We start from the raw sequence: 15,885 nt of genomic DNA on the forward strand, positions 1-15,885 counted from the left end.
GGGACCCGGCCGACGGCACCGGCGCTGAGCGCCGTTCCGCACGCGGCCGGTTCGCGCTTCGGGTGACGTGGGCCGTGCGCGGGCATCGCGGAGTGGACGCGATTCTTCGCTCCGCTCGGGTTTCGCGCCGAACGCCGTCCACTCCGTGCGGGGCGGGAGCGAGAAGTGGACGTGATCTCACGACATCAGCCGTTCGGCCGCGAGATCGCGTCCCCTCCGTGTGGGACCCGCGTGCGAGACTGGAAGCCGGGGCCCCGCCGTCGGGCGGGCTCCGGGAAGGCGCGCATGAAGATCACACGGACATCCGACTGGCGCGAAGCTCTCCCGTTCGAGACGCCGATCATCGCCGCGACGGTGATGCCGGGCGACCCGGCGCGCTGCGTCGCCTGCGGCGTCGGAGCGGATCCGCTCCCCCGCACCGAGCTGTGGGCGGTCAAGCACCGGCATCCGCACGATCCCGCCGGTTCCGTGCGCCTCTACTGCGCCGCGCACACCCCCAAGCAGCCACCGGTCGCTGCCGCTGCGTCGCCCTCGCGCGCCGGTCGCGGCGGTGCCGAGCGTGCGCCGCGCGCATCCCGTGCCCCCAGGCAGCCGAAGCCCGCCGAGCGGCAGGCGGCCATCTGTCCGAACTGCTTCATGGAGGTGCCGGCCAGCGGCATCTGCGGCGTGTGCGGCGAGCACGTCTGAGCTCAGCTCGGACTATGGGTGCGGCCCGCTGCAGGCTGCGCCCGTGGTTCAGTGCCGCTGCCCGAGCCGGCGGGGGCGCCGCTCAGCTGTTGCGGCGGTCGCGCCAGGCGAGCCAGCGCTCGACGATCCCGTAGTCATAGTCGGGACCTTCCATCGCCAGAGTGAACAGCCGCACTCCGGCGTCGTAGAGGGCGTCGGCGACCGCCTCGTCGCGCCCGTGCAGCTCGTTCGAGACGACCAGGCGACTGACGTCGCGCTGCTCCTTCTCGGCCCATCGCTCGATCACGTCGATCTTGTGGGCGAGCCCGTCGGCGAGCACGAAGCTGTGCCAGATGTCGGCATGCCGCGCGACCAGGCGCAGCGTCTTCTGCTCGCCCTTGCCGCCGATCATGACCGGGATGCGGCGGGTCGGCGCGGGATTGAGCTTGGCCCATCGCGCCTCGATCCGCTCCAAGCCTTCGGCGAGAGCGTCGAGCCGCGTCCCCGGCGTGCCGAACTCGTAGCCGTACTCGTCGTAGTCGCGCTCGAACCAGCCGGCGCCGGTGCCGAAGATGAACCGGCCGCCGGAGATGTGGTCGAGCGTGCGGGCCATGTCGGCCTGCAGGTCGGGGTTGCGGTATCCGTTGCAGTTGACGAGGGTCCCGAACTCCACGCGGGAGGTGCTCTCGGCCCAGGCGCCGAGCATCGTCCAGGCCTCGAAGTGCTCGCCGTCGGGGTCGCCGTACAGGGGGAAGAAGTGGTCCCAGTTGAAGAGGATGTCGACACCGGCCTCTTCCAGCCGCTGCACCGCTCCCCGCAGGTCGGAGTACTGCACGTGTTCGGGTCGCAGCTGCACGCCGAGGCGCACCGGGGTGTCGAGGAGCATGCCCCTCAGCCTACGGCGCGGGTCGGGGCGAGCCGCCCCGGCCCGTCGCGGCCACGGTGGCAGGGCGCGGGGCGTCGCGGCGACCGCTCCCGAGCCGGCCGGGGTGCCGCCGCGCCCGATCCCGTCCCAGGGCACCGGGCGTCGCGGCGACCGCTCCCCGGCGGGACAGGCCTCGCGATGCGGGGGCCTCAGCCCCCGGCCCGGCGGGCCTTGACGAAGGCGTCGATGATGCTCCAGAGGGCGATGCCGCCGATGAGGAACCAGAAGATGATCGTCAGGATGCGGTGCACCCCCGCGGGGTCGTCGTCGATGACGGTCTCGAAGAACGCCGGATTCAGCAGGTGCCCGCTGTTGTAAGCCAGAGTGCCGACCGCGGCGAGCGCGAAGACGGCGTTCGCGATGGCGGCGCGAACCGTCCAGCGGCCCTGCACATGCACCACGACGCCCAGCATCGCGGTCAGCGCCATAAGCGCGAACAGGATGATGATCGCGATCGGCCACAGCTCGGGACTCAGCAGCGAGACCCGGTGGCCGGGGACGAATCCGAGCCAGAAGTCCCAGACGATCGCGCCCGCGAAGATGCCCAGCATGACGATGCTCGCGAGCATGTCGGCGAAGGTCGCGCCGCTCGCCTTGGGCTCGGGGAGCCTGTCGGGTGTCCACGGCTCGCCCGTCATGGTCTCGTGGCCGGTGCGCTCGAGGATCACGAACACGAGCGTCGTCCAGAACGCCACGTGCAGTCCCGCGGTCAGCATCGTCACGCACACCGTGCCCATGATCGAACCCACGGGCGCGTCGGCGATGATCTGCCCGAGTGCGACTCCGGCGCCGGCGCACGGGAGGATGATCCACAGGAGGACCTTGAGCAGCCGCCACCAGTCCAGGTAGTACCGGGGGCCGATCAGGTGAAGCGGGCGACCGGTGTAACCGGCCGCGAGCACCTCCGGGTCGCCGAGGTCGGTGAGCACCCCGCGCTCGGCGGCGTCGGACGGCTCGCCCTGCTCGACGCGCGCGTCGATCTGGTCGGCGATCGACGCCTGCAGCTCCGCGGCCAGGTCGGCCCGCTGCTTCTCGGGCACCGTGCGCATCGCGGCGTCGACGTAGCGTTCGGTCAGTGTTGCAGCATCCATCTCAGTTCTCCTCAGGGAGTGCGGCGACCGCGGTGGCGATCGCACGGAAATCAGCGGAGAGCGCATCGGCGAGCGCCGCGCCCGCTGTGCTGGTGCGGTAGAACTTGCGAGGCCGCGCCTCGTCGGTGTTCCACTCGCTCGTCAGGTGCCCCTGCTTCTCGAGACGGCGCAGCAGGGGGTACAGCGTGTTCGCGTCGGTGGCGAACCCCCTGCGGTTGAGCTCCTCGAGCAGGCCGTACCCGTAGCCCGGCTCGACGAGGATGCGCAGGCACGCCAGCACCACGGTGCCGCGACGCAGCTCCTGCAGGTGCGTCTCGAGGGTGTCGTTGTCGCTCACATCCCACACTATACAGTGTGGCACACACCATAGTGCAACCCACAGTTCGTCGAAGTCGTACGATCCCGTCGACAGCACATGAAACTGCGCGCGGGATGATGTGGTTTCGCGGGGATCGTACGATCTCGCCGCAGAGGGCAGGATGGGAGGGTGAGGATGCCTTCGCTCGATGAGCTGCGCTCGTCCGCCCGCGTTGTCGCACTGCCGCTCGCGACGCGCTTCCGGGGAGTCACGACCCGCGAGGCCCTGCTGCTGGAGGGCCCCGAGGGCTGGACCGAGTTCTCGCCGTTCGTCGAGTACGACGACGCGGAGGCCGCTGCCTGGCTCTCCGGGGCGATCGACTTCGGATGGAAGCCGGCGCCTGCCCCTGTGCGCGGATCCGTACCGGTGAACGCGACGGTGCCCGCGGTTGCCGCGGTCGACGTTCCCGCCGTGCTCGCGCGGTTCGACGGATGCCGCACCGCGAAGGTCAAGGTGGCCGAGCGGGGGCAGACTTTGGCCGACGACGTCGCGCGCGTGCAGGCCGTGCGAACCCTCATGGGTCCCGAGGGCCGCGTGCGCGTCGACGCGAACGGCGGATGGAACGTCGACGAGGCCGAACGCGCCGTGCACGCTCTCGCCGACTGCGACCTCGAGTACGTGGAACAGCCGTGCCCGACGATCGAGGAGCTCGCCGAGCTGCGCACGCGCATCGCCCGGTGGGACATTCCGATCGCGGCCGACGAGAGCGTCCGCAAGGCCGCCGACCCTCTCGCCGTCGCCCGCGCCGGCGCCGCAGACGTGATCGTCGTCAAGGCGCAGCCGCTCGGCGGAGTGCATCGCGCGCTGCAGATCGTCGCGGAGGCGGGACTGCCCGCCGTCGTCTCGAGCGCCCTCGACACGTCGGTCGGCCTCGCGATGGGAGTGGCCCTCGCCGCAGCGCTCCCCGACCTCGAGTTCGACTGCGGCCTGGGAACGGCATCCCTCTTCACAGCGGATGTCGCAGCCCCCGCCCTGCGACCGTCAGGCGGAGGACTCCCGGTCGCGCGCGTCACCCCCGATGCGGCTCTCCTCGACGCCGTCGCGGCGCCGCCCGATCGCCGCGCGTGGTGGCTCGAGCGGCTCGAACGCTGTCACGCGCTGCTGAGCTGAGCTCAGTCCTCCGGACCGTCCGTCGCGCTCGACGCGGGCGCAGTCTGCCTGCGTGCGGCAGCGTCGGCGATTCCCGAGGCGACCGCGCGCCGGACGACCCAGTACAGCACGAAGAAGGATACGGCGGCGAGCGCGACCGAAGTGAGCGGGTCCATGGCGGCATTCTGGCAGGCTTTCCCGCCGCCCGTGCTAGCGTCCTTCTGATCGTGATTCGACCGCAGGAGGTGAGCCCCATGAACGCAGTATCCGCAATGGGTGCTCCCCGCATCGCACGATCCGGCGACTGAGACCGTCGCCCGGGAGCCGCCCGACAGGCACATCGCGAAAGGCGACTCCCATGAACACCACTTCCCCTTCGGCCCCCGCCTCCACCTCCCGCGCCCTCGTCCTCGCCGGCGGCGGCGCTGCAGGCAACGCCTGGCAGATCGGCCTCATCGCCGGACTCGCCGACGCGGGCGTCGATCTCACCGCCGCCGAGCTCATCGTCGGCACGTCCGCCGGGTCGACGGTGGCCGCACAGATCACGAGCGGAATGACGCCCGCCGACCTCTACTCCGCCGTCCTCGCCGAACCCGAGCGAGCGAGACGGACGCCGCAGCCCGAGCGGACGGGTCGCGCTCCTCAGCCGTCACTGCGATCAGGCCGCTCTCCGCATCGTCTTCCGGATCCAGACGGGCAGGAGCACGAGACATCCCGGCAGGGCGGCGGTCCCGCTCCGAGCGTCTCCGGGTCCGACTATCTCGCCTGGTCGGACGCGATCATCGCCTCGGCGTCGGATGCGGCGGACATGCGGCGCCGCATGGGTGCGGCCGCGCTCGCCCGCGACGCGTCCGACGGAGCGGACACCGCCCGGTGGCGCGACGTCGTCGCGGCTCGCCTGCCGCGTCACGAGTGGCCGGCGCAGCGCATCCTCATCACCGCCGTCGATGCGCACACCGGCGAGCCTGTCGTCTTCGATCGCGACAGCGGCGTCGATCTGATCGATGCGGTCGCAGCGAGCACGTCCTCCATGGTCCCGTATCGCATCGGCGAGCGGCGCTACCTCAACGGCGGCTACCGTCGCAGCGAGAACGCCGACCTCGCCGCAGGCTGCGGTGTCGTGGCGGTGCTCTCCCCGTTCGGCGGCAGGTCACGCATGCCCGACGGCTGGGGCATGGACCTCGCAAGCCAGGTCGCCGAGCTGCGCGCCGGAGGGAGCCGCGTCGAGACCGTGTTCCCCGACGCGGGCGCCGGCGACGTGTTCGATGCGAACGCCCTCGACCCGTCCACCCGCCGACCGGCCGCACAGGGCGGATTCACGCAGGGTCGGACGCTCGCACCGGAGTTCGCCGCGCTCTGGCGCTGACGCACCGGCTCAGTCGGAGAACCCCTCCACAACAGCCGCGGCGAGCATCTGCGTGCGCGCACTCATGAGCCTGCTCGTCGCGGCATCGTCGAGGCCGTCGATCACGGCGTTGACGGAGGTGGCCTCCCACATCTCGAGCATGACCTGCGCGAACTCCTCAGCGGGGATCCGCATCCGCAGACCGTAGGAGGCGACGAGATCATCGGCGATGCCCGCCACCCGCTGCGTCATGTGCCGGCGCCAGTCGCGATACTCGGCAGCCATGCGCTGGTCCCGCATCGCGTGGATGCGGATCTCGCTCATCAGCAGCACGCCCTGGCGGGTGTCGAGGGACACGTCGACGAGGCGCTGCACCATCTCGGCGGGGCCTGCGGCGGGCCGCCCCGCATCCTTGATGCCGCGCACCCACTCGGTGATCGTCTCGAGCTTGCGCTCCGACACCGTGGTCATGAGCTCGAGGAACAGCTGGTCCTTCGACTCGAAGTTCGAGTAGAACGCCCCGCGGGTGAAGCCGGCGCGCTCGCAGACCGCCTCGACGGAGGCAGCGTCCAGCCCGACATCGGCGAACACGTCGAACGCCGCGTCGAGCAGTCGCGCGCGGGTGTTCTCGCGGCTCCTGATCGTCGCCGGTGCGTCAGTCACACTCTCTCCTCGGGTCTCTCGGCCGGCATGGCCGCACATTCACAAGTCTTCACCAGTTTCAGCATGAGTGGCGGGATTACGATACACAACCGTATCCGATACATTTGTGTATCGGATACGCCGGCGTATCAGCATCCGTCCGTCCGATCCGGAGGCCCCGTGTCCACTCTTCTCGCCGCGCTCGGCCGCTGGTCGTTCCGCCACCCCTGGCGCGTGCTCGTCGCCTGGATCATCCTGCTGGGCATCGCCGGCGGCGGTACGGCGCTGTTCATGAAGGGCACCGACAACTCCTTCTCGATCCCCGGCACCGAATCGCAGGCCGGCCTCGAGCAGTTGAGCCGCACCTTCCCCCAGGTCTCCGGCACGAGCGCGCAGCTCATCGTGGTGGCGCCGGATGGCGAGTCCGTGGATGCCGCGGCCTACACCTCCGACATCGAGGCGGCGATCGACCGCATCGAGAAGCTGCGCGGCGTGCTCGCCGTGAACGATCCGTTCTCCCAGCAGGTCACCGGCATGGTCTCCGACGACAAATCGGCGGCGATCGTGCAGATGCAGTTCTCCGGACAGGTCACCGACGTCAGCGCCGACACGAAGGCCGATCTCGCCCACGTCACCGACCAGCTGCGCGACGAGCTGCCGGCCGGCTCCCAGGTCGAGCTCGGCGGCGACCTGTTCGCGACCTCGATGCCCACGATCTCGATCATCGAGGCGGTCGGAGTCGTGATCGCGCTCCTCGTGCTCATCGTGACGTTCCGCTCGTTCGTCGTCGCGGGCATGCCGCTGGTCACCGCGCTGCTCGGCGTGGGTCTGTCGATGGCCCTGATCTTCCTGTCCACCGCGTTCGCATCGATCTCGTCGACCACTCCGCTGCTCGCCCTCATGCTCGGCCTCGCGGTCGGCATCGACTACGCGCTGTTCATCATCTCGAGGCATCAGGACCAGGTGCGGGACGGCATGGATGCCGAGGAGTCCGCCGCTCGGGCGACCGGCACCGCCGGCTCGGCCGTCGTGTTCGCCGGCGTCACCGTGCTCATCGCCCTCATCGGCCTCGCGTTCGCGCAGATCCCGTTCCTCACCACGATGGGGATCGCCGCCGCCGTCGCCGTGGCGATCGCCGTCCTCGTGGCCGTGACCCTCACCCCTGCTTTCCTCGGCTTCGCCAAGGGCCGCGTCATCGGATGGAAGCGCCGCACACGGAAGGCCCGCCCGGCGACCGCTGAATCCCGGCCCCTGAGCGAGCCCGCGCGTCGCGCGCGCGAGACGAAGGGCGCCGCCCGCTGGGTCGGCATGGTGACGACGCATCCGATCGTCACGACCGTCGCGGTGGTGCTCGGCCTCGGCATGCTCGCGATCCCGGCGACGAGCCTCGCCCTCGCCCTTCCGAACGCCGGGATGCTGCCGAAGGACGACCAGGCGCGCAAGACGTACGACCTCATCTCCGAGCATTTCGGCCCGGGCTTCAACGGTCCGCTCATCATGACCGGAACGATCGTGCAGAGCAACGATCCGCTGAACCTCATGAAGGACATCGGAGACGACATCGAGAAGCTCCCGAGCGTCGCATCCGTCGCCCTGGCGACCCCGAATGAGACCGCCGACACCGGCATCGTGCAGGTCGTGCCCACGACGGCGCCCGACGACCCCGCCACCGCCGACCTCGTGCGCGAGCTGCGCGCACAGCATGACCGCATCCTCGACGAATACGGCGTCGACATGAAGGTGACCGGCTTCACCGCCGTCGCGATCGACATCTCCGACCGGCTCGGGGGCGCCCTGCTGCCGTTCGGCGTCTTCGTCGTGGGGCTGTCGCTCATCCTGCTCGCGATCGTGTTCCGCTCGGTGTGGGTGCCGCTGAAGGCGACGGCCGGTTACCTCCTGTCGGTCGCCGCGGCGTTCGGCATCGTCTCGCTCGTGTTCGTGCACGGGTTCGGCGCCGACCTGCTGCACGTCACGAAGGTCGGCCCGATCATCAGCTTCATGCCCATCGTGCTGATGGGGGTGCTGTTCGGCCTCGCGATGGACTACGAGGTGTTCCTCGTCTCGCGCATGCGCGAGGACTACGTGCACGGCCGGCGCCGCAACGACGGCAGGTCCGACCGGCAGGTGGCGAGGGATGCCGTGCGCAGCGGCTACACGGCCTCGGCGCGGGTCGTGACGGCCGCGGCGGTGATCATGTTCGCCGTGTTCGCCGCGTTCGTGCCCGAGGGGGACACGAACCTGAAGCCGATCGCCCTGGGGCTCGCGGCGGGCATCGCGATCGACGCGTTCCTCGTGCGCATGACGCTCGTTCCGGCCGTGATGGCCCTTCTGGGGGCGAAGGCGTGGTGGATGCCGCGCTGGCTCGAGCGCATCCTCCCCCACTTCGACATCGAGGGCGAGGCCGTCGAGCGCGAACTGTCACTCGCCGACTGGCCGGAGCCGCGCACGACCGCTGCGGCCGTCGCCGACGGGCTCGAGCTCGCCGACGACGACGGGACCTGCCTGTTCCACGACATCGCACTGCGGGTGGAGCCCGGCGGCAGCCTGCTGCTGACCCGACCCGACCACCGCTCCGCGCAGGCCCTCGCCCTGACGCTCGCGGGCCGCGTCGCTTCCACCGGCGGTCGTCTCAAGGTCGACGGCCACCTCCTGCCGGAGCGCGCGGTCTGGGTGCGCGCGCACGTCGGCGTCGCGCTTCTCGCGGGCGCCGCCGATCCCGCGGCAGAGGTGCAGGCGGCCCTGCGCCGTCGCACGCGGATGCTCGTGGTCGACTCCCTCGACGCCGTGACCTCCGCCGGCGCGCGCGACCAGGTGACGGCGGCACTGCGCGACGCGGCATCCGTCACCGACCTCACCGTCGTGGCGACGGCCACGGATGCGTCGGCCGCCCGGCGACTCCTGGCAGAAGCGGGCCGCACCGACGTCGCACTCGTCGAGGTGCCGCCCCCGCACGCCGCCCATCCGGCGCCCGCGGCGTCATCCGCAACCCCCGAATCCGCAGCCGCACCCGAGGTGACAGCATGACCGTGAACATCGAACGCGCCCGCACCCGCCGACCCGTCACGTGGCTGACGCTCCTCGGCGTGCTGCTGCTCCCGGTGCTGATCGGCGGCATCCTCGTGGCGGCCCTCTACAACCCCACCGAGCGGCTCGATGCGATGCACGCGGCGATCGTGAACGACGACGAGCCGGTCTCGCTGAACGGCCAGACGGTGCCCCTGGGTCGCCAGCTCACGGCGGGCATCGTGAAGGGCTCGGACGAGCAGTCGAGCAATCTCGACTGGACGATCTCGAACGCCGACGACGCCGCCAGCGGCCTGAAGGACGGGACGTATCAGGCCGTCGTGACGATCCCGGAGAACTTCTCGGCCGCCGCCGTCTCGCCCGGGCAGGAGATCTCCGGCACGGACGAGACCGCACGCCAGGCCACCATCCACGTCGAGACCGCGCCCGACGCGCGGGTGATCGACGATGCGATCACCGCGCAGGTGTCGGCGGCGGCGACGACGGCGCTCGGCCAGACGCTGTCGAGTTCGACGATGGAGAACGTGTTCCTCAGCTTCACGACGCTCGGCGACCAGCTGGGCAAGGCGGCCGACGGAGCGGCGACGTGGGCCGACGGCGCGCGGAAGACCGCCGACGGCACGGTGAGCCTCGCCGACGGCATCCGTCAGCTCTCCAGCGGCGCGTCGACACTCGCCGACGGCGCCGACGGCATCTCGTCGGGCGTGTCGCAGCTCTCCATCGGCGCGGCGACGTGGGCGTCGGGCGCGCGCGAGGCCGCCGACGGGCTCGACACGTGGGCGTCCGGGGCCCAGCAGCTCGCGGGCAGCACCTCGCAGCTGGCGGGCAACCTGTCGAAGATCGCCGCCGGATTCTCGCAGGCGCCGCAGATCCCGCAGTCCCTCGTCGACGCGACGCACCAGCTCGCCGCGAACAAGGACCAGGTGAGTGCGGCGGTCACCGGCACCGCGAAGCAGCTGAAGGATGCCGCAGCCCAGTGCAGCGCGCAGAACGGGTCCGCGGAGCTCTGCGCGACCCTGACCCAGCTCGCGGCGACGGCCGAGCAGTCGCTGCCCCAGCTGACCGCCGTGATCGACAACTCCGATGCGATCGCGCAGGGCGTCGACGGGCTCAGCCGGCTCTCGGCGGCGGGTGCGGGGCTGAGGCAGATCTCCGACGGGATGACGAAGGTCTCGGGCGGGATCACCGGCCTCGCCGACGGCGCGACATCCGCCTCGGCGGGCGTGGACAAGCTCGCCGATGGCGCGGGATCGCTCGCATCCGGTGCAACGCAGGCGGCATCCGGCGCCTCGCAGTGGGCTGACGGTGCGCACACGTGGGCGGCAGGAGCCGAGAAGTCCGCAGACGGCGCCGACACCCTTGCGACGGGCGTCGACAAGCTCGCAGGCGGCGCCGATTCCCTCTCGTCCGGGCTCGACAAGGCAACGGATGCGCTGCCGTCGTTCTCCGACCAGCAGGCGAAGAGCCTCGCCTCCGTCGTAGCCGATCCGGTCGCCGCGAAGGGACTCGGCGACAGCCTCTTCGGCGCCTCGGCGATTCCGCTGCTGGCGATGCTGGCACTGTGGTTCGGCGGCCTCGGGTCGTTCATCGCGCTGCAGGCGGTCTCGCGCCGGGCCCTGACATCCCGTCGCCCGTCGGCCCTGCTGGCGCTGCGGGCGTTCGCACCGGGCGCCGCGATCGGCGCCGTGCAGGGGCTCCTCGTGGCGGGCGTCGTGCAGCTGGCAGCCACGTACGACTGGGGGACATGGTCGGTGTTCGCCGCCGTGTGCGTCGTCGCCGGTGTCGCCTTCGCCGCGGTGAATCAGGCGCTCGTGGCGGTGTTCGGCGGCGCGGGGCGCTGGGTGGCGGCCCTCGTCGGGGCGTTCGCCGTCGCGACCGGAGTGGTGTCGACGGTGCCGCCGATCCTCGTCGCGATCGCGTCCTGGCTGCCGACGGCACCGGGACTGGCGGCCGGGCTCGCCGCGCTGAACGGCGCGCCCGGCGTCGGCGCTGGGATCGCCGGGCTCCTCATCTGGGCGCTGCTCGCCTTCGGAGCGACGGTGCTCGCCGTGATGCGCCGCCGCACGACGTCGGTCAAGACGCTGCTGAAAGGCGCTCCCGCCACCGCCTGAGGGGCGGCACAGGCTCCGTTCGGGCTCGGGCGTTCGGAGCGGCGGGCGGGGTGTGCGGGTCGCTGCTCAGGATGCCGGGCGGGCGGCGCGCTTCTCCTGCTGGTACGCGCGGAGCGCTTCGTAGCGGTCGGCCGACCGTGCCTGGCGCTTCGCGGCCTCGTCCTCGCGCCTCTTCGGCGGCGCCGTCGTGACGAGGCCGTCGATGAGGTGTCGCGTGGCGTGTGCGATGTCGGCGACGGCCTGGTCGAACACCGCCTGGTTGGCCTTCGACGGCTTCGTCGTCCCGGCGATCTTGCGGACGAACTGCAGGGCGGCGTCGTGGCACTCGTCATCCGTCGCGGCGGGCTCGAAGTTGTTGAGCGGAACGATGTTGCGGCACATGCCGACAGACTAGGCCGCTTTCCCGGCGAGCTGAAGGTGCTCAGGCGGTACCGGCCCTTCGACTCGCTCCGCTCGCTCAGGGACCTGACAGGACCAACAGGTCCCTGAGCGAGGAGCGCAGCGACGAGTCGAAGGCGCTCGGGCGTCTCGAGACCGACAGGTCCCTGAGCGAGGAGCGCAGCGACGAGTCGAAGGGCCGCCGATCGATAGAGTCGAGTGCCACGCCCCCGACGAAGGAGATCGCCGATGCCACGCAGACTGATCGCGGGAGCGGTGCTGGCGCTGCTCTGGCTCGCGTGCGGTTGGGTCCCCTTCTTCCTGCAGCAGATCGGCGGGTCGGCCGCGACGCTCGCCCGGATGGTCCCCTCGCCGATGCGGGGCGGCTTCTTCGGCTCCCCGGTCGGCTGGTCTATCGCACTGCGCGCGCTCGCGCTGGTGCTCGTCGTCGCTGGTTACGCCGCGATCGCGTCGCTGCTCGCGCGTCGAGGTGAGGTCTCCTTCGCTGCCGGATGGCTCGCCGCCGTGCTGACGGCATTCGCGCTGGGGGCCGTCCTCGACCTGGGCGACGTCGTCGCGTGGTGGTCGCGCCTCGGCGTCGCCGGCGCGCTCGGCACCACAGGAGCCGCCAGCCTCACGGTCTTCTGGGCGCTCGTCGTGGGCTGGATTCCCGCGCTGGTCGTCGCTCGCGAGGGACCACGGGATGCCACGGACTCCGCCATGCGCCGCGGCCCGATTCGCTCGGGTCTCGCCGCGGTCGGAGCTGTCGCCGTCGTCGCGGCCCTCGCGCTACCGTTCGCCGTCGAGGGAGCGCACGCCGCGACCCAGGCGCAGCTGCGCCAGGATCAGGCTGCCGCGCAGGCGGAGGCCGCCGCCCACGCCGATCCCGACGGTGCGGCCCCGCGCGACCCCGATGCAGCGGGAGAACCGGTGCCGACGGCGGCACCCTCGACCACCCCGATTCCGGCCGATGCCTGCACCGCGGAGAACTCGACGCTCATGGCTCCGGCCGCGGATGCGGCGACGGGACACCGTCTGCAGCCGCTGCAGCTGTTCAACAGCTCTGAAGAGCCGTGCACGGTCTCGGAATACCCCGACGTCGCGTTCGGCGACCAGAACGGCCACCTTCTCCCGGTCACGATCGAACGCGGCAGCTCGTTCATGGCGACGGATGCCGGACCCTCGGCGATCACCGTCGCACCGGGTTCGTCGGTGCGGGCCGGGATCGGCTGGGACGCGAACTCGGTGCACGGCCAGCTCGCCGCACGGACACTCTGGATGAGTCCGCTTCCCGGAGCTCAGCGTCTCTCCTGGGATGTCTCGCTCGACATCATCCCGGGGACCGTCGTGCACGTCACGGCATGGGGGGCCAGCGCCCCGGTGGGATGACCCCGGCCCTTCGACTCGCTGCGCGATTCCTGAGCGAGGAGCGCAGCGACGAGTCGAAGGGCGCTCGGGACGGTCGGCAGGTACCGGCCCTTCGACTCGCTGCGCTCGCTCAGGGACCTAACCGGGGGCGGACGAGGGTCAGTTCGTCAGGCCGCTGTAGGCGTGGAGGCCCTTGAAGAACACGTTGACGATCGAGAAGTTGAACAGCACCGCCGCGAAGCCGATGATCGACAGCCAGGCAGACCGGGTGCCGCGCCAGCCGCGAGTCGCCCGCGCGTGGATGTACCCCGCGTAGAGCACCCAGATGACGAACGTCCACACTTCCTTCGTGTCGAAGCCCCAGAACCGGCCCCACGCGTCGTTCGCCCAGATCGAGCCCGCCATGAGCGTGAACGTCCAGAAGATGAAGCCGACGATCGCGAACCGGTAGGCGAGGGACTCCAGCGCCTCGGACGACGGCAGCGTCCTGAGGAAGCCCCAGCCCTTCGCCGGCGTGCCGGCCGCCTCGGCGGCGATCGCCTTGCGCTCGCGCCGCGACTGCAGGAGCTGCAGCACCGACAGGCCGAACGTCAGGGCGAAGAACGCGGTGGCCAGCGACGCGACGAACACGTGGATGACGAGCCACGGCGACTTCAGCGGATCGGACAGCGGCGCGACCTGGACGTAGAACGCGAGAGTCGCCCCGCCCAGCAGCAGCACCACGAGCCCGGTGATGAGCGCCCCGAGGAACCGCAGGTCGTACCGGAACAGCACCGCCAGGTAGACCGCCACCACGAGCAGGGTGCCGGTCAAGGCGAACTCGTACATGTTCGCCCACGGCACGCGGCCGGCCGCGACGCCGCGCAGGACATCGCCGCCCAGGTGGAACAGGAAGCCGAGCCACGTCAGCGACGTGCCGATGCGTGCGAACATCGGGCGGGCGCGCCGCGACGGCGCGACGGCGAGCGGCGAAGGCTCCGTGGCCCCCGCACGAACGCCGGAGACGACATCCCCGCCGCCGGCGGCCACGAGTTCGCGCTCGCGCACCGCCGCGGCATCCTTCGCATCGAGCGCCTGCGCCGAACGACGCGACAGATCGATCGTGTAGAAGATGAACGCGAGCGCGTAGATGGCGACGGCGGTCCACACGAGCAGGAGCGACACCGAGTCGAGCGAGGGCATGGCGCTCAGTCTACGCTCGCGGCCTGTGCCGCCGACTCGGGGGGATCAGCGGATGCGGCGGCTCCGAGTGCCGCGCCATGCTTGGCCGCGAGCGCCTCGACGGCGCCACCGAGCGTGGGATCCTCGCCCCGCGCGAGCCCGGCGTACTCGAGCGTGAGCACGCGCCCCTCCGCACGCGCCTTCACCCACATCCGCCGGCGCGGGACGAACAGCGCGAGCATGAGGCTGCCGAGCGCCAGCACCGCGAACACCAGCACCCACGGTCCGCTGACGTCGCGGTGGATCGACAGCGACACGAACCGCTTCACCGACTGCGACGCATCCGTCGCGTCCTTCGGGGATGCGTCGTCGAACGTGACGGTGCCGAGCCCGTTCGGCAGCGCGGCGCTCTTGCCCGGCTCCAGCTCGATCGACTTCACGCCGGTCTTGCCGCCGGTCAGCTGCGTCATGCCCGACGTGTCGAGTGCGTACACCGACCGCGGGATCCCGTTGTCGATGCCGAGGTCGCCCTCGTACACGTTCAGCGTCAGAACCGGGTTGACGAGCGCAGGGTACGCCGACGTGAACGCGCCGGTGTCGTTCGCGATCTGGGTCGGATAGAAGAAGCCGACCATGCCGATCTGCTCGCTGAGCCCGTCGGGAACCTTGATCACGCCGAGGGAGGTCATGTTGTTGTCCTGGGGCAGGAACGGAATGGTGTCGTGGTAGACCACGTCGCCCGCGGTGTTGCGCACGGTGATCGTCGGCGCATATCCGTTGCCCATGAGGTAGACCCGGTCGCCGCCGATCGACAGCGGATGGTTCACGCGGATCTCGTCGTCCACGGGCTTCTGACCCGGCAGCGTCGTCGTCATGTGCGCTACGAAGTCGCCTGCCTGCCCTGCCGAACCGGAGCCGAGGGGCTGGTACGACACGTCGAACCTGTCGAGGCGCATCGTGTACGGCGTGAGCGAGTCGGGGTCGACGAACCGGCCCGGATTGAACGACGAGTAGTCGGTGCCCACGGAGTTGACGAACGTCGTGTCCTGCACGATCACGCGCTGGCCGGTGTAGGTGAAGCCGCCGCCCACGCCGACCGAGACGAGTACGCCGAGCAGCGCGATGTGGAACAGCAGGTTGCCCGTCTCGCGCAGGTAGCCGCGCTCGGCCGACACCGAGAAGGTGCCGCGGCCGTCGCACCGCTCGACCCGGTAACCGCCCGCCTTGAGCTGGGCGGCCGCGATCTCGACGGCACGGGATGCCTCGGTCTCCGGATCGGCCCCGGGCGACAGCTCGACCAGCGACTCCCGGTGGTCGGCGAGCCGCGACAGTCGCGCCGGCGTGCGCGGGGGCCGCGCCCGCAGCGCCTTGAGGTGGTGCTTGACGCGCGGGATGACGCATCCGATCAGCGAGATGAACAGCAGGATGTAGATCGCCGAGAACCACGCCGAGGTGTACACGTCGAACAGCTGCAGCTTGTCGAGCACGGGCGCGAGCTGCGGGTTGTCCTGGAAGTACTTCGTCACGCCGTTCGGGTCGGCGCTGCGCTGCGGGACGATCGAACCCGGCACCGCGGCGATCGCGAGCAGCAGCAGCAGCACGAGCGCCGTGCGCATGCTGGTCAGCTGCCGCCAGCCCCAGCGGAGCCAGCCGACGAAGCCCAGCCGCGGCGAGGCGACGTCGTCGCGGCCGTCGACGTGGTCGGACGGGCGGAGCGGATCCACCGA

14 protein-coding genes are annotated in these 15,885 nt (G+C 71.0%); 6 read left to right on the top strand and 8 right to left on the bottom strand.

Features of this window, described 5'->3' with window-relative positions:
- The first annotated feature begins 285 nt into the window (after positions 1 to 285).
- Positions 286 to 687, top strand: a complete 402-nt coding sequence (locus AC3RX1_RS12600) for a glucose-6-phosphate dehydrogenase (RefSeq protein ID WP_491501586.1) — start codon at positions 286 to 288, stop codon at positions 685 to 687.
- A gap of 82 nt (positions 688 to 769) precedes the next feature.
- On the opposite strand, the gene AC3RX1_RS12605 is transcribed toward AC3RX1_RS12600, so the two are convergent.
- From AC3RX1_RS12605 to AC3RX1_RS12615, 3 genes are all read right to left on the bottom strand, one after another.
- A complete protein-coding gene (locus AC3RX1_RS12605; protein WP_491501587.1) occupies positions 770 to 1,552 on the bottom strand; it encodes an LLM class F420-dependent oxidoreductase in 783 nt (260 codons plus the stop codon).
- 188 nt (positions 1,553 to 1,740) lie between these two features.
- Positions 1,741 to 2,682: a permease prefix domain 1-containing protein gene (locus tag AC3RX1_RS12610; protein ID WP_491501588.1), complete on the bottom strand. Its 942-nt coding sequence runs from the start codon at positions 2,680 to 2,682 to the stop codon at positions 1,741 to 1,743.
- Between the two features lies 1 nt (position 2,683).
- Positions 2,684 to 3,019: a PadR family transcriptional regulator gene (locus tag AC3RX1_RS12615; RefSeq protein WP_491501589.1), complete on the bottom strand. Its 336-nt coding sequence runs from the start codon at positions 3,017 to 3,019 to the stop codon at positions 2,684 to 2,686.
- A gap of 156 nt (positions 3,020 to 3,175) precedes the next feature.
- On the opposite strand from AC3RX1_RS12615, the gene AC3RX1_RS12620 reads away from it, so the two are divergent.
- The gene (locus tag AC3RX1_RS12620) at positions 3,176 to 4,150 is read left to right on the top strand and encodes an o-succinylbenzoate synthase (RefSeq protein WP_491501590.1); all 975 of its coding nucleotides are present in this window, start codon (positions 3,176 to 3,178) and stop codon (positions 4,148 to 4,150) included.
- A 2-nt stretch (positions 4,151 to 4,152) separates the two neighbouring features.
- Here AC3RX1_RS12620 and AC3RX1_RS12625 read toward each other — a convergent pair whose 3' ends face one another.
- Positions 4,153 to 4,305 (bottom strand): hypothetical protein, encoded by a 153-nt coding sequence (locus AC3RX1_RS12625; RefSeq protein WP_491501591.1) that lies wholly within the window; start codon positions 4,303 to 4,305, stop codon positions 4,153 to 4,155.
- Positions 4,306 to 4,487: 182 nt separating this feature from the next.
- Here AC3RX1_RS12625 and AC3RX1_RS12630 point away from each other — a divergent pair, with 182 nt between their 5' ends.
- On the top strand, positions 4,488 to 5,495 hold the full coding sequence (locus AC3RX1_RS12630; protein WP_491501592.1) for a patatin-like phospholipase family protein: 1,008 nt from the start codon (positions 4,488 to 4,490) through the stop codon (positions 5,493 to 5,495).
- A 9-nt stretch (positions 5,496 to 5,504) separates the two neighbouring features.
- On the opposite strand, the gene AC3RX1_RS12635 is transcribed toward AC3RX1_RS12630, so the two are convergent.
- Positions 5,505 to 6,137, bottom strand: coding sequence for a TetR/AcrR family transcriptional regulator (locus AC3RX1_RS12635; protein ID WP_491501593.1), 633 nt, complete (start codon positions 6,135 to 6,137; stop codon positions 5,505 to 5,507).
- A 159-nt stretch (positions 6,138 to 6,296) separates the two neighbouring features.
- Between AC3RX1_RS12635 and AC3RX1_RS12640 the strand changes: the two genes are divergently transcribed.
- Together AC3RX1_RS12640 and AC3RX1_RS12645 are read left to right on the top strand one after the other, a co-directional pair.
- On the top strand, positions 6,297 to 9,140 hold the full coding sequence (locus AC3RX1_RS12640) for an MMPL family transporter (protein WP_491501594.1): 2,844 nt from the start codon (positions 6,297 to 6,299) through the stop codon (positions 9,138 to 9,140).
- Positions 9,137 to 11,251 carry a YhgE/Pip family protein gene (locus AC3RX1_RS12645; RefSeq protein ID WP_491501595.1) on the top strand — a complete coding sequence of 705 codons (2,115 nt, stop codon included), beginning with the start codon at positions 9,137 to 9,139 and terminating at the stop codon, positions 11,249 to 11,251. The genes AC3RX1_RS12640 and AC3RX1_RS12645 overlap by 4 nt, the downstream gene beginning before the upstream one ends.
- Before the next feature lie 66 nt (positions 11,252 to 11,317).
- Here AC3RX1_RS12645 and AC3RX1_RS12650 read toward each other — a convergent pair whose 3' ends face one another.
- On the bottom strand, positions 11,318 to 11,632 hold the full coding sequence (locus AC3RX1_RS12650; protein WP_491501596.1) for a DUF2277 domain-containing protein: 315 nt from the start codon (positions 11,630 to 11,632) through the stop codon (positions 11,318 to 11,320).
- Between the two features lie 246 nt (positions 11,633 to 11,878).
- Between AC3RX1_RS12650 and AC3RX1_RS12655 the strand changes: the two genes are divergently transcribed.
- Positions 11,879 to 13,018 (top strand): DUF4232 domain-containing protein, encoded by a 1,140-nt coding sequence (locus AC3RX1_RS12655; RefSeq protein WP_491501597.1) that lies wholly within the window; start codon positions 11,879 to 11,881, stop codon positions 13,016 to 13,018.
- A 138-nt stretch (positions 13,019 to 13,156) separates the two neighbouring features.
- Here the strand turns inward: AC3RX1_RS12655 and ccsB are convergent, their stop codons facing one another.
- Both ccsB and resB read right to left on the bottom strand, forming a co-directional pair.
- Positions 13,157 to 14,179 carry a c-type cytochrome biogenesis protein CcsB gene (gene ccsB / locus AC3RX1_RS12660; protein WP_491501598.1) on the bottom strand — a complete coding sequence of 341 codons (1,023 nt, stop codon included), beginning with the start codon at positions 14,177 to 14,179 and terminating at the stop codon, positions 13,157 to 13,159.
- Positions 14,180 to 14,184: 5 nt separating this feature from the next.
- Positions 14,185 to 15,882 carry a cytochrome c biogenesis protein ResB gene (gene resB, locus AC3RX1_RS12665; RefSeq protein WP_491501599.1) on the bottom strand — a complete coding sequence of 566 codons (1,698 nt, stop codon included), beginning with the start codon at positions 15,880 to 15,882 and terminating at the stop codon, positions 14,185 to 14,187.
- Positions 15,883 to 15,885 lie beyond the last annotated feature (3 nt).

Source organism: Microbacterium altimontanum (assembly GCF_058349865.2).

What these genes read in the sequence shown, in the direction of transcription:
- AC3RX1_RS12600 (WP_491501586.1), top strand. Translation starts at nt 286, where the DNA reads ATGAAGATCACACGGACATCCGACTGGCGCGAAGCTCTCCCGTTCGAG.
- AC3RX1_RS12605 (WP_491501587.1), bottom strand. Translation starts at nt 1,552, where the DNA reads ATGCTCCTCGACACCCCGGTGCGCCTCGGCGTGCAGCTGCGACCCGAA.
- AC3RX1_RS12610 (WP_491501588.1), bottom strand. Translation starts at nt 2,682, where the DNA reads ATGGATGCTGCAACACTGACCGAACGCTACGTCGACGCCGCGATGCGC.
- AC3RX1_RS12620 (WP_491501590.1), top strand. Translation starts at nt 3,176, where the DNA reads ATGCCTTCGCTCGATGAGCTGCGCTCGTCCGCCCGCGTTGTCGCACTG.
- AC3RX1_RS12625 (WP_491501591.1), bottom strand. Translation starts at nt 4,305, where the DNA reads ATGGACCCGCTCACTTCGGTCGCGCTCGCCGCCGTATCCTTCTTCGTG.
- AC3RX1_RS12630 (WP_491501592.1), top strand. Translation starts at nt 4,488, where the DNA reads ATGAACACCACTTCCCCTTCGGCCCCCGCCTCCACCTCCCGCGCCCTC.
- AC3RX1_RS12645 (WP_491501595.1), top strand. Translation starts at nt 9,137, where the DNA reads ATGACCGTGAACATCGAACGCGCCCGCACCCGCCGACCCGTCACGTGG.
- AC3RX1_RS12650 (WP_491501596.1), bottom strand. Translation starts at nt 11,632, where the DNA reads ATGTGCCGCAACATCGTTCCGCTCAACAACTTCGAGCCCGCCGCGACG.
- AC3RX1_RS12655 (WP_491501597.1), top strand. Translation starts at nt 11,879, where the DNA reads ATGCCACGCAGACTGATCGCGGGAGCGGTGCTGGCGCTGCTCTGGCTC.
- ccsB (WP_491501598.1), bottom strand. Translation starts at nt 14,179, where the DNA reads ATGCCCTCGCTCGACTCGGTGTCGCTCCTGCTCGTGTGGACCGCCGTC.